The organism is Zhouia amylolytica AD3, from assembly GCF_000511935.2.
GTDB lineage: Bacteria > Bacteroidota > Bacteroidia > Flavobacteriales > Flavobacteriaceae > Zhouia > Zhouia amylolytica.
In genome coordinates this window covers 59,042-71,784 of record NZ_AYXY01000001.1, presented here as the reverse complement: position 1 = coordinate 71,784, position 12,743 = coordinate 59,042, and the positions used below count along the sequence as shown (strand labels likewise).

Below are 12,743 nucleotides of genomic sequence, written 5' to 3'. Positions count from 1 at the left end.
ATGGAAACATTTTCATTTTATGACTTTGAAGCTGATAAACTAAATGATGAAAAAATTCGTTTAGATGCTTATAAAGATAAAACTGTTATCGTAGTTAATACCGCCAGTAAATGTGGGCTTACACCTCAGTATGAGGGGTTAGAAAAATTATATCAAAAATATAAGGACCGGGGGTTGGTAATCCTCGGATTTCCATGCAATCAATTTGCGAATCAGGAATCTGGAAGTTCCGATGAAATTCAGGAATTCTGTCAACGCAATTATGGGGTAAGTTTTCCGATGTTTGAAAAAATTGAGGTGAATGGTAAAAACGCCCATCCTTTATTTAAATATTTAAAATCTGAACTTTCGGGTGGGATTTTTGGCCGAAAAATTAAATGGAATTTCACCAAGTTCTTAATTGACAAAAACGGGAATCCTGTGAAGCGGTATGCACCAACTACGGTTCCTGAAAAGATGGAGAAAGATATTATAAAAATATTATGATGATGAAAAAAGATGTACCAGCGCTGTTTTTGGAGAATCAACTTTGCTTCCCTCTTTATGCTGCTTCGCGTTTTACTACGAAAATGTACACTCCTTATTTAAACATTTTAGGAATTACATACCCACAATATTTAGTCATGTTAACTCTCTGGCAATATGACCAGCAAAGTGTGAAGGAAATAGGACAACGCCTTTTTTTGGAATCCAATACCCTTACCCCTTTGTTAAAACGATTAGAGCAGAAAGAACTGATACGAAGAACTCGTTCACCTTTGGATGAACGCACTGTATTGATCTCACTGACGAATGCAGGGATTGAGATGAAGGAAAACGCCCAGGAGATACCTTATAAAATTTTAGCATCCTTTAAAGAAGAATCAATTACCAAAGATGAATTCGAGACTTTCCAAAAAACCTTATTCAAGTTAGTAGATGCATTAAATAGAAAAATCACCATTCAGGAGAAAAATGAATAATCTCAATTTACATGGATTCAATTTTTTAAGCTTCTTTTAAAATTCGTCTTATCCAGTTGTAAAAATTGCTGAGAATACATTTGTTCCCTTTTAATTATCTTTAATATTAAAACACTTCAACTTCAAAACGACCAATATATCCTGACCTCATTATGAAAAGCATCCATGAATATAAATTAAAGGCTTTTGTTCTTATTTTCATACTCATTAGTTTACCTTGCTTTTGTCAACCTAATTCAAAAATTCACACTACACAAAAAAATATTCAAACGAACCAATCGAGACCTTTTGTCAAATATACCTCTGGCATTCGTTCTGTTTTGGAGGATTCTAAAGGCAACACCTGGATTGGCAGTCATAGCGAAGGTGTCTGTTTGATCAGGAATGGGAAATTCAAATATTTCACCATCGCTGATGGATTGAGTGACAATCAAGTCCGTAATATTTATGAAGACCAACATGGACTCATATGGTTTGAATGTGGGAGGGGATTGAGTTTTTATGATGGTCAACATATAACTGTCTATGACCAAAGAAACTATGATTTTAAAAATAAATGGTCCCCAACTTCTAATGACCTGTGGTTTAAAGGAGATCTAAGTACAGGTTACAATGCACGTGAGGAGCAACCCGGAGTTTACCAATACGATGGTAACACCCTTTCTTTTCGCAAATTCCCAATTGCGCCGAAAGGTGGAGAGGAAAATTACTTTTCAGTGACCACGCCATTTATCAAGGCAAAAAACGGGACCCTATGGTTTGGTACCTACGGAGCTGTTATAGGATATACAGGTTCGACTTTTAAAATTATAGATAACACTTACCTTGGTTTGAATGAGGCTAACGCTGCCTTACATATTCGAAGTATTATGGAGGATCGTAATGGAAATTTATGGATTGGAAATAATGGTATTGGTGTTTTCAAATATGATGGAAATAAAACGATCCATTTCAGCAAGCAACAATCAATAAAGAAAGATGATTTTAACGGTAACACACTTGACAGGGTCTTTGCTTTAGGGGAAGATTCTAAAGGAAATATTTGGTTTGGAACCGTAAAATCCGGTCTTTGGAAATTTGACGGTATTTCATTGACAAATTTCACTAAAAAAGATGGATTCCCTTCAGGTCAGGTTTGGACCATCTATAAAACCATAAATGGAACATTGTGGTTTTGTGGTGCGAATCCGAGCGGGATCTATAAATTTAATGGCAAAACCTTTGAACGGGTATATTAATTATAAGTATTTACAAGTGAATTGATATTTTAGACCGTTGAAACATAAAAGTGAATCATCAAAAACAGTTCAAAAGCTCATGATCATTACTATCTTAAATAGGAACGCACCATGAAACCATCTAAAAGGATTCTTCCCGTTATTGTAATTTCACAGTTCTGCTGCACCTCTTTATGGTTTGCTGGAAATGGTGTAATGCGTGATTTGGTTATTAATTTCAATCTTAACGAAAGTGCTATAGGGCATTTAACCTCTGCCGTTCAATTCGGATTTATTATAGGTACGCTCATCTTTGCCATTTTAACTATTGCTGACCGATTTTCTCCTTCAAAGGTGTTTTTATCATCAGCGCTTTTGGGAGCTTTGTTTAATCTTGGGATCATTTGGGAAGGAAATAGTTTTACCAGTATATTGAGTTTTCGTTTTTTAACCGGTTTTTTTCTAGCTGGAATTTACCCTGTTGGGATGAAGATTGCTTCTGATTATTTTGAAAAAGGCCTTGGTAAGTCTCTGGGTTATCTCGTTGGTGCTCTTGTGGTAGGCACGGCATTTCCTCATCTACTGAAAGACATGACCGGTAACTTTCCCTGGAAATCTGTGTTGTTGATCACCTCAACCCTTGCGATTGCCGGAGGTGTCTTGATGTCGGTTTTAGTTCCTGATGGTCCATTTCGCAAACAGAGTCAGCAATTGGATCTTTCGGCCTTTTTCAAAGTATTCAGGCAACGAGATTTTCGTTCGGCTGCCTTTGGCTATTTTGGACATATGTGGGAACTCTACGCATTTTGGACCTTTGTACCGTTGATGCTTCAAACCTACCTTCTAGCAAATCCGAATGCAGCATTTAATATACCATTTTTGTCATTCCTGATCATTGGAATTGGTGGGTTGGCCTGCATCATTGGAGGATATCTTGCGGAAGCCCTTGGTACCAAACGGACCGCATTTACAGCCCTTCTTTTATCATGTATCTGCTGCTTAGCCTCACCCTTGATTTTCTCTCTTAAAGCTCCTGGTTTTGTTATAGCTTATCTTTTATTTTGGGGGATGGTAGTGATTGCTGATTCTCCTTTGTTCTCTACTTTAGTCGCTCAAAACAGTCGTCCTGAAATAAAAGGAACGGCTCTGACTATTGTTAACTGCATAGGTTTTAGCATTACCATAGTAAGCATTCAAATAGTAAATGTTATCAGATCCCTGACTGACACGAATAGTATTTATGCTGTATTAGCCATCGGACCTGTTCTTGGCTTAATTGCATTACTACCCAAAAGAAAGGTTACAGCCTGATTTTGACGCTTGAGCAGTGAAAAGCTATTTTTTGTATGTCAAATCTTATTTTAAAAAATCATCTTGTGATTTTCAACCCATTAAAATTCATTAGAGTTTCTTAAATTTATGACAGGGTAACTATTATCCAAACTACCCAACCTGAACTAATATTAAAAGCATCATACAGAAATGAATGTTTCTATAAAATTGAAATTATTAATCTTCTTCACCTCCACTTTATCACTGATCAGTTGCCAAAACGAATCGAAAATTGAAGGACAATGGGTTATAAAATCAGCAACCGTTGGAAATGAAAAAATGACTCCTGATGCACGATGGGTACGTTTTCATTCCGATTTCACTCAAGAATCAGGTAATGGGTGGTTGCAGCATTCTTTCGGCACTTATAACTTTGATAAAGATACGGGGTCCCTAACTATTATTAACACCAACGGAATCCATGATTCTAATGAACCATTTAAGGTTGAAATAGATAATAAATCCATGACATTGAATCGAATTCAGGATGGACAAATGGTTGAAGTAATTTTAGAGCAGGCTCAAAAACTCCCCATGACTCATGGTGATGAATTATTTGGATTATGGAAATTAAATGAGGCAATTGGTTCAGGACCTTATTTTAAAGATCCTGACCGTATAATTGATAGTGATTATATATTTTTCAGATGGGACAAACGCTTTGTTATAAGTTCTGGCACAGTAAATATTAATGGGGTTTATAATGTTCACGGACATAAACCTGAGGTTGAGTTGATACCGTATGGCGCGCATCTTCAACGAAATTTTTGGAATATGAAAATTAATAAAGACACAATTACATTACAGCTTTTAAATACGGACAGTACTGTAACACGAACATTTAAGAGGATTCATGAATTCCCTGGCTCCTAAACCGATTACAAAAAGCAGGCAGATCATACGGAAAGCGCCTCTTCTTTTTACTTAAAAAAGATTCGATCACTTAAATTCGTTACCTTATAAATGAATCCCATAGGAATTGTATTTTCGTCAGTTGATGGTCAAACCAGAAAAATCTGTGAAAAATTGGCCAGTATCATTCGTCAGGAGGGAATTGAGGTAGACCTATGTTCCATTGACCAATTTCAAAAGCACCTATCGGATTATGAAATTTTCGTTATTGGCTCAAGTATTCGCTACGGGAAGCATCATCCTTTAATTGAAAATTTTGTTGTTAATCATACAGACCAATTAAATAAGATAAATACGGCCTTTTTTTCTGTGAATCTTGTCGCTCGTAAAAACGACAAAAACAGTCCGGATACCAATCCATATATGCAAAAATTCATTAAGTCAATTCATTGGTCACCCAATTTATTAGAAGTTTTCGCTGGCAGGCTTGATTATAGCATATATTCATTTACCGATAAGTTAATGATTAAACTTATTATGTTATTCACCAATGGTCCAACCAGCACAGAACACCCCATAGAATATACAGATTGGCAACGCGTCGAGAAATTCGCAGGAGAAATACTCCAACTTGGAAAAAGAACCAATCCAGACAGTACTGAATAACCATTTGAAAGGTATATTCCACTTATAATACCCTCTCAAATTTTGAGATAAACCAAATTTGATCTTAAAGTTTATGAAACTCTTCAACAACAGTACTGAAGATTCAAACCACCTTCTTCAAACTAAATAATTAGTTAAAACTAATTATTTAGTTATATTTGTTTTTATCAATCAAAACCAACAACATGTATTTAAAAAAATTCTCTAAGACTTTTTCAGTGGGTCTTATCATGATTGTGTTTTCAAATTGTCATTCATCGAAAAATATCACTGAAAAAAATGATTTTAAAACACCTTATCAATTTTCTTCTTCAATCGCCAATAAGGTTGCTAAAGACACTGTACCCTGGAAGCATCAATTATCGGCTGCAAACTATGCCAACAAAGGCGATTATAGAAATGCCCTTATTGAATGGGATTTGGCTATGGGTACCAGGGAGCGAAATTACAATTCCATTCAAATTGATTCTATAAAAGATTTGTATGCCACTCTAAATGCTAAAAAGTATATTATTGAAAAAGCTAAGAAAACCAATGTAATTATTATTAACGAGGCTCATCACAACTCTTTTCACCGTGTTTTTACAAAGTCTCTTCTTAAAGAGCTCTATGATCTCGGATATAGAAACCTTGGCCTTGAAGCTCTTGGGAATGGAGGTTACCTGGATAAAGAAATCAATATCAGGAAATATCCCATTCTCGAATCCGGGTATTACACCAAGGATCCTCAATTCGGAAATTTGATTCGTGAGGCTTTAGCTATTGGCTATGAGCTTTTTCCGTATGAAAATACGGGTGAGGGAAATGGTAAAGAGAGAGAGATCGCACAAGCCCAGAACATCCAAAAGTATATGAGCACCAAACCCAATGAAAAGTTTTTAATTCATTGTGGTTTTGAACACGTCCTAGAAGGGAAACATAAATCATGGGAAAAAGCCATGGCCTCACGTTTAACTGAATATACCGGAATAGATCCGTTAACTATAAATCAGGTGATTTATAGTGAAAGAAGTGATGTGAAATTCAACCATCCATTCAGGAAAGCTTTTGATATTGATGAATCTTCTGTTATTATTAACAAGACAACAGGTGAAGCTCTACCTTATAAACGTAGGGAAGCCTGGGCTGATCTTATTGTTTTACATCCTTTAACCTCCTATATTAATAACCGGCCACATTGGGTCTTTCAAGGAGCAAACAAAAATGTTTCCATTAACTTAAAAGATATTTCAATTGAATTTCCGGTAATGTTACTAGCTTATAAAAAGGGAGAGCCCATAGATTTAGCGGTTCCAATTGATGTTACCGAAGTTACGAATCGAAATCTGACAGGCCATCTAGGCTTGAAAAAAGGCACTTATGAAATTATAGTTACGAATGGAGCGGAGTCTCTAAAGCTTGAAAAGCGAGTACATTGATTCTGAAAATCTCTAAGCTTTTTGCTTATTCATAAACCTGATTTTATTTTCCAGTATGTTTAACTTGTTCATTTTCCATCAAATATTTAGTTTTATCTATTGTTCAAAAAACTATTAAAGGCTACACATCGATGCTCAACCTCAACAAATTCATTCTTGCCCTCCTATTCATCTCAAGTATTTCCACAATCGGACATTCTCAACAAAAAGAGAAATCCTCCTTGAAGATAATGACCTATAATATCTGGAATGGTTTTGACTGGGGTAAAGACATAGAGCGCAAATCGAATTTAACGGCATGGGTTAAAGCACAAAATCCGGATGTATTAGCACTACAGGAATTATGTGGTTATACTGAAGAACAACTTAAGGAAGATGCTTTGAAATGGGGGCATGAGTATGTAGCAATTTTAAAGACAGAAGGATACCCTACCGGAATAACTTCAAATCAACCCATCATTGTAAAAGATCGAATAAAAAAACCTTTCTGGCATGGTTTATTACATTGTGAGACTTATGGGATTGATTTTTATATAGTTCACCTTTCGCCTTCTGATGCTGATATCAGATTAAAAGAAGCGCAGTACATTACTAAGCTTATTTCAGAGAACGCTCATAAAAATTACTTAATCTTAGGTGATTTTAATGCCTTCTCCCCTTTTGATGCCTACTGGATGGAATCAAAGCCGGCTCTTAAAGATAGATCAAAAAGCAATGAAAAATACTCAAACCTAAGACTTGGAGAGTTTGACTACGCTGTAATTTCAAAGTTTTTAAGCATTCCTGCTATTGATGTTAGTATTAATACAATAATGCCTTCTAATAAAAATTTCACTTTTCCTACTCCGGCGTTAATTGGGAAATACAACAATACTGCTAATTCAATAATCAAAAACCGACAACGGATTGATTATATTTTTGCGAATCCGGAGTTGGCAAAAAAATGTATGAAGGTTACTTTCTTTAACCAAGAAGATACAAGTCTATTGTCTGACCATTATCCGGTTATGGCTGAATTCAATACTCAGAAAACACCTTAAGTTTCTTTATACTGATCCGGCTAAGGTATAGATGGTATGATTTTACTCAATTATTACTTTTTTTAAAATTTCTAAACAGTCGAATTTTAAGCGGAATTGATACACCAATTCTGGTTCAGGCAATTTGCCACCCAAGGCTATGTTTGTATAAAAAATAAAATGGTGATAAAAACTTAACTTTTGTTATCCTGTAAAAATCATTTCTGGGTTTTTAAAAGTTTTACCTTTGATCCTAAAATTAGACTTAGTGTTACAACAATACATAATTCCTATTATCAATAAGCCTTATCCGTATTTGTTTTATTTTAAACGAAATTTGGGGGTTGCTATGGCAATTGGACTACTTATTTCAATGATCAATTGGTTTGCCTTGGATATTGATCAGGTCAATAGCCAATTTATACTTTCTAAAATACAGGTTTGCACCCTAGCCGGTTTATCCAGTTTTTGCAGTATTTTATTTATCACAGAGTTGGTACCCAGGTTATTTTTCAATCCAATTACAAGGGAGCATTGGACCATCGGCAAAGAGTTTCTTTTAATTGTTTCTCTGCTTTTCTTTATTGCAGTCTGCAATAACATAATGGCTTATATTATTGAAAAAGAACATCATAACACTAATCTTTTATTAAAGTTTATAAACGCTTCCTTTTATGTCGTTGCTGTTGGCTCGCTACCTACATTTTTGATTGTTTGGTTTAATTACACCATTATTTTAAAACAAAACTTAAAGGAAGTTTCTTTATTCAATGAAGAACTACAGCGTAGGATTGATTTTACCAAAAACAGTGAAGGTGATGTTGTTAGGATTCAAACCAATAATAAAACTGAATTAATAGAACTCGACACTGATAAATTTCTCTTTGCAAAGGCCGATGGAAATTATATTGACTTGTATTCCAAAAGCACTAACGGGGTGGCCTGTAAACCCTATCGAATTGGAATTCAAACTTTAGAAAACGCTTTAGACAAATTTCCTTTTATCATTTGCACCCATCGATCGTATGTTGTAAATATTAAAAATATTAAGGCTACTGCCGGAAATGCTCGAAATTATCGGATTATTTTTAATGGAGTAAAGGAGGAGGTTCCAGTTTCAAGAAATAAGTTTCAGGTATTTAAGGAAGCTTTTCATTCTGAAAAGGTGTAATCAGGACTCAGATTACACCTTCATAATTTTATACTCCCTATTTCATATTTATAAAGAATAGCCTAAGCCAATCCCCAGAAAAAGTCGTGAATCAAAATCTGCAGGGCGACTTCTTCCATTGTCTAAAAATCCTTTTAAGGATCCCCATGCAAAACCACTAATACTAAAATCATTTATATTAATTCCAATTGATTGGGACAACCCATAATTAAAGTACGTATAGTTATTCTTATATTTTTGGTAGACATCATGTTCGGGTATTCGTAAAGTTCCTTTTGATTTTAAATGGGTTAATCCGATAAATGGCTCAAGAGACACATAAAACTTTTTCTTTTGAAAAGGCTGGTAGCGTAGTTCATATACCACATATAGTCCATTGTCTTTGGTATAGCCATCTATTCCCTTCGTAAATAAATTATCGGTTTCATCTATATAGCTATTTTGATAACAAACCCCATAATAAATGTCAAAATGCTTTTTTTGAAAAGCAGGTCTTTTCACTTTAAATACGAAACCAAAATTATCTCCATAGCTGGTATTTAGAATATCTTGGGTAAATAAAAGCTCCAACCTCCACTTTTTTTTCTCCGGGTATTTAACCGAAGGCTGGGTTTGACCAATGGTTTTAAATGTAATTAAGGTTATTATGATGAATAGTTGATTTTTCATGAGGACTTTATTAAAATAAAATTGAAACTGAGTTTTCAAAGGTGACTATAGGACTATTTCTATGCGAGGTATTTTTAAGTCGTTCAAAATTTAAGCTGAACCCTGAATACGATCTACTCCTTAATTTTTCAACAAACGCATCATGAAACAAGTTTAAGGAGGCTCCTTCGAGATCACCCACAGCAAGAAACAATCTTATTTCCAAACCTTTAAAGGCATTATAATAATCCTGTTCCAAATCGAATAGGTAAGCATTGTACCACATGAGGTTGGAGCTGCCAGCAATGATATTATCGAACGGATTTGTCTGATTTTGCTGAAATAGGGTAAAGAGCGCAAAATACCCTCCCAAAGAATGACCAAACAGGGTTTTATCACTACTATGAATGCCCATATTAATTTCGACCCATGGAATGAGTTCGTTGTTTAAAAATTTAAGAAATGCCAAAGCACCACCTGAATCACCAGGGAAGTCTTTATCTTCAGGAAAAGAATAATCTGTACCTCTCTGATTTTTATCTGCATATCCAATTCCAACAAGGACTATTTTTTCCTTACTTAATCTGGCAATGACATTCGCTGCTTCATTGAAATAATCATCTCCATCTAAAAGAAATATTGTATGGTAATTATTTTCCGTATTGAATCTTTCGGGATACATAATGTTTATACGATATTTGGTTTTGGTGTATTCCGAAATCATGGAGAATGATTCATGTTGAATCTGCGATAATAATTCTTCTTTTGTACAACCGTTAAGGCTAAAAGTCCCTATAATAAAACTAAAAAGCCAGATAGTTTTCCAAATTTGTTTTTTCATAAAAATGTTTTTAGAATGAATTTTCAATAGGGTAAAATTATTCAGTCTAAAGGCACTAAAGGACTATAAAACAGGGCTTGGTGTGAAGGGTCGTAGTTTTGTGATGTAATGCCCATTTTGTTGAATAGGCATTTAGGGATATTTTTTTTAGTCTAATAAAAAAGGTGGTCCGAAGACCACCTTTAAAGGATTTTATAAGTGTTAAAAATCTGCTTAGGCAAGATCGAAACGATCGAGGTTCATTACCTTATTCCACGCTGCAATAAAATCGTGTACGAATTTATCTTTACTATCTGAACATCCGTAAACTTCTGCAACTGCCCTCAACTCGGAATTTGATCCGAAAATTAAATCGGCACGCGAGCCTGTCCATTTCAGTGCTCCTGAGTTACGATCACGACCTTCAAAAATCTCATTATCTTCAGTCACTGGTTTCCATGTGGTATCCATGCTTAACAGGTTTATGAAGAAATCATTGCTCAGCACTTCAGGCTGCTCTGTAAAAACTCCATGATCCAAACCATCAAAATTGGTGTTTAACACCCGTAAGCCACCCAATAGGACTGTCATCTCAGGAGCTGTTAGGGTTAATAGCTGAGCCTTATCGATCAATAATTCTTCTGTAGAGACAGGAAACTTTGTTTTACGGTAGTTTCGGAATCCATCTGCCACAGGTTCCAAATATGCAAAAGAATCAATTTCCGTTTGTTCCTGAGAAGCATCCATTCTTCCAGGGGTAAAAGGAACACTAATATCGTAACCTGCTTTTTTAGCTGCCTTTTCAACACCTACACAACCACCTAAAACAATAAGGTCTGCCATTGAAACCTTTTTACTTCCACTGTTAAAGTCTCTTTGAATATTCTCTAACACCTCAAGTACTTTGGCCAATTGTTTCGGTTTATTTACTTCCCAATCTTTTTGGGGAGTTAAACGAATTCTGGCACCATTAGCACCACCTCGTTTATCTGAACCCCGGTACGTAGAAGCTGAAGCCCAGGCGGTACTCACTAATTCCGATATCGATAAACCACTCTCTGAAATTATATTTTTAAGTGACTTTATATCCTCGGCATTAACAACCTCATGGTTTACCTCTGGGATTGGGTCTTGCCAGATCAAATCTTCAGCTGGCACTTCAGGTCCGAGATATCTCGCCTTAGGTCCCATATCTCGATGAGTTAGCTTGAACCAAGCACGTGCAAAGGCATCGGCAAACTCATCAGGATTTTCATAGAATCTTCTTGAAATCTTTTCATATTCCGGATCGAATTTAAGTGACAGGTCTGTAGTTAACATTGTTGGCAAGTGCTTTTTTGTATTGTCAAAAGCATCCGGTATAGCAGCCTCGGCATTTTTGGCCACCCATTGTATAGCACCTGCTGGGCTTTTAGTTCGTTCCCATTCGTAGCCAAACAAGTTTTCAAAGAAATAATTACTCCATTGGGTTGGTGTCTGTGTCCAGGTAACTTCCGGACCTCCAGTAATTGCATCAGGTCCTTTTCCGGATTTATAGCTATTCCTCCAGCCAAAACCTTGCTCTTCTATAGGAGCAGCTTCTGGCTCGGGACCTACATACTGACCTGGGTCAGCAGCTCCATGTGTTTTTCCGAAAGAGTGACCTCCAGCAATCAAAGCTACTGTTTCTTCATCATTCATGGCCATTCTCTTGAAGGTTTCTCTTATATCGCGTGCAGCACTCACAGGATCACCGTTAGCGTTAGGACCTTCCGGGTCAACATATATCAACCCCATTACCACCGCAGCCAAAGGATCTTCCAAATCACGTTCTCCTGAATATCTTTTATCTTCTAACCAATTAGTTTCGGAACCCCAATATACATCTTCTTCAGGCTCCCAAACATCTTCACGACCTCCTGCAAATCCAAAAGTTTTAAAACCCATGGACTCCAAAGCTACATTTCCTGCTAACACCATCAAGTCTGCCCAAGAGATCTTTTTACCATATTTTTGTTTAATAGGCCATAACAACCTGCGTGCTTTATCTAAACTGGCATTATCCGGCCAGCTATTGAGCGGTGCAAACCTTTGTTGACCAGCACCAGCACCTCCTCTACCATCTCCTATTCTATAGGTTCCAGCACTGTGCCATGCCATACGTATAAACAAACCACCATAGTGTCCAAAATCAGCAGGCCACCAGTCTTGTGAATCAGTCATTAAATCATTTAAATCTTTTTTCAGCGCATCGTAATCCAGACTTTTGAATGCCTTTGCATAATCAAAATCATCACCCATAGGATTAGATAATGAAGAGTGTTGCCTCAGGATATTGACCTTTAACTGATTGGGCCACCAGTCTCTATTTCTAGCTCCACCACCGGCAGCTTTTTTAGGTGCCCCTCCAGAGAACGGACATTTACTTTCGCCATTAGAATTATGTGATGAATGACTCATGTGTTTGTTATTTTCCATTTTTTTAAGGTTTTTTGAGTTCTATATTTTTCTTTCTTAACTATTCAAATTTACCATAAAAAATAATTATTGATTTTTAATTTCAATAGATTAAAACTATAAAATCATAATTATTATAAACGTCTGATTAATTTACGGAATTCTAACTAAAAGAGAAAGCGACTAAGTATGAATAAGTTAT

Annotated in this window: 12 protein-coding genes; 9 read left to right on the top strand and 3 right to left on the bottom strand. The window is 35.9% G+C overall.

Annotated features, from left to right (window positions below):
• The 9 genes from P278_RS00310 (at position 1) to P278_RS00270 (ending at position 8,637) form a co-directional block, all read left to right on the top strand.
• On the top strand, positions 1-486 hold the full coding sequence (locus P278_RS00310; protein WP_038260579.1) for a glutathione peroxidase: 486 nt from the start codon (positions 1-3) through the stop codon (positions 484-486).
• Entirely contained in the window at positions 486-962 is a 477-nt protein-coding gene (locus P278_RS00305) for a MarR family winged helix-turn-helix transcriptional regulator (protein ID WP_082436046.1), read from the top strand. The genes P278_RS00310 and P278_RS00305 overlap by 1 nt, the downstream gene beginning before the upstream one ends.
• A gap of 152 nt (positions 963-1,114) precedes the next feature.
• On the top strand, positions 1,115-2,200 hold the full coding sequence (locus P278_RS00300) for a ligand-binding sensor domain-containing protein (protein WP_051413322.1): 1,086 nt from the start codon (positions 1,115-1,117) through the stop codon (positions 2,198-2,200).
• 111 nt (positions 2,201-2,311) lie between these two features.
• Complete coding sequence (locus P278_RS00295; RefSeq protein ID WP_038260577.1) at positions 2,312-3,490, top strand: MFS transporter; 1,179 nt, start codon at positions 2,312-2,314, stop codon at positions 3,488-3,490.
• A 171-nt stretch (positions 3,491-3,661) separates the two neighbouring features.
• Positions 3,662-4,384, top strand: a complete 723-nt coding sequence (locus tag P278_RS00290; protein WP_038260575.1) for a hypothetical protein — start codon at positions 3,662-3,664, stop codon at positions 4,382-4,384.
• Positions 4,385-4,474: 90 nt separating this feature from the next.
• Complete coding sequence (gene hemG / locus P278_RS00285) at positions 4,475-5,029, top strand: menaquinone-dependent protoporphyrinogen IX dehydrogenase (protein ID WP_038260573.1); 555 nt, start codon at positions 4,475-4,477, stop codon at positions 5,027-5,029.
• Positions 5,030-5,214: 185 nt separating this feature from the next.
• Positions 5,215-6,447, top strand: a complete 1,233-nt coding sequence (locus tag P278_RS00280; RefSeq protein ID WP_038260571.1) for a hypothetical protein — start codon at positions 5,215-5,217, stop codon at positions 6,445-6,447.
• Positions 6,448-6,578: 131 nt separating this feature from the next.
• On the top strand, positions 6,579-7,487 hold the full coding sequence (locus P278_RS00275) for an endonuclease/exonuclease/phosphatase family protein (protein WP_038260569.1): 909 nt from the start codon (positions 6,579-6,581) through the stop codon (positions 7,485-7,487).
• 226 nt (positions 7,488-7,713) lie between these two features.
• Entirely contained in the window at positions 7,714-8,637 is a 924-nt protein-coding gene (locus P278_RS00270) for a LytTR family DNA-binding domain-containing protein (protein WP_152973865.1), read from the top strand.
• Positions 8,638-8,685: 48 nt separating this feature from the next.
• Here P278_RS00270 and P278_RS00265 read toward each other — a convergent pair whose 3' ends face one another.
• The 3 genes from P278_RS00265 to katG form a co-directional block, all read right to left on the bottom strand.
• On the bottom strand, positions 8,686-9,306 hold the full coding sequence (locus tag P278_RS00265) for a hypothetical protein (protein WP_038260565.1): 621 nt from the start codon (positions 9,304-9,306) through the stop codon (positions 8,686-8,688).
• A 10-nt stretch (positions 9,307-9,316) separates the two neighbouring features.
• Complete coding sequence (locus P278_RS00260) at positions 9,317-10,126, bottom strand: alpha/beta hydrolase (RefSeq protein WP_038260563.1); 810 nt, start codon at positions 10,124-10,126, stop codon at positions 9,317-9,319.
• Positions 10,127-10,339: 213 nt separating this feature from the next.
• On the bottom strand, positions 10,340-12,562 hold the full coding sequence (gene katG / locus P278_RS00255) for a catalase/peroxidase HPI (protein ID WP_051413321.1): 2,223 nt from the start codon (positions 12,560-12,562) through the stop codon (positions 10,340-10,342).
• Positions 12,563-12,743: the final 181 nt, after the last annotated feature.

Coding starts and splice junctions, on each gene's coding strand:
- P278_RS00310 (WP_038260579.1), top strand. CDS start 1: ATGGAAACATTTTCATTTTATGACTTTGAAGCTGATAAACTAAATGAT.
- P278_RS00305 (WP_082436046.1), top strand. CDS start 486: ATGATGAAAAAAGATGTACCAGCGCTGTTTTTGGAGAATCAACTTTGC.
- P278_RS00300 (WP_051413322.1), top strand. CDS start 1,115: ATGAAAAGCATCCATGAATATAAATTAAAGGCTTTTGTTCTTATTTTC.
- P278_RS00295 (WP_038260577.1), top strand. CDS start 2,312: ATGAAACCATCTAAAAGGATTCTTCCCGTTATTGTAATTTCACAGTTC.
- P278_RS00290 (WP_038260575.1), top strand. CDS start 3,662: ATGAATGTTTCTATAAAATTGAAATTATTAATCTTCTTCACCTCCACT.
- hemG (WP_038260573.1), top strand. CDS start 4,475: ATGAATCCCATAGGAATTGTATTTTCGTCAGTTGATGGTCAAACCAGA.
- P278_RS00280 (WP_038260571.1), top strand. CDS start 5,215: ATGTATTTAAAAAAATTCTCTAAGACTTTTTCAGTGGGTCTTATCATG.
- P278_RS00275 (WP_038260569.1), top strand. CDS start 6,579: ATGCTCAACCTCAACAAATTCATTCTTGCCCTCCTATTCATCTCAAGT.
- P278_RS00265 (WP_038260565.1), bottom strand. CDS start 9,306: ATGAAAAATCAACTATTCATCATAATAACCTTAATTACATTTAAAACC.
- P278_RS00260 (WP_038260563.1), bottom strand. CDS start 10,126: ATGAAAAAACAAATTTGGAAAACTATCTGGCTTTTTAGTTTTATTATA.
- katG (WP_051413321.1), bottom strand. CDS start 12,562: ATGGAAAATAACAAACACATGAGTCATTCATCACATAATTCTAATGGC.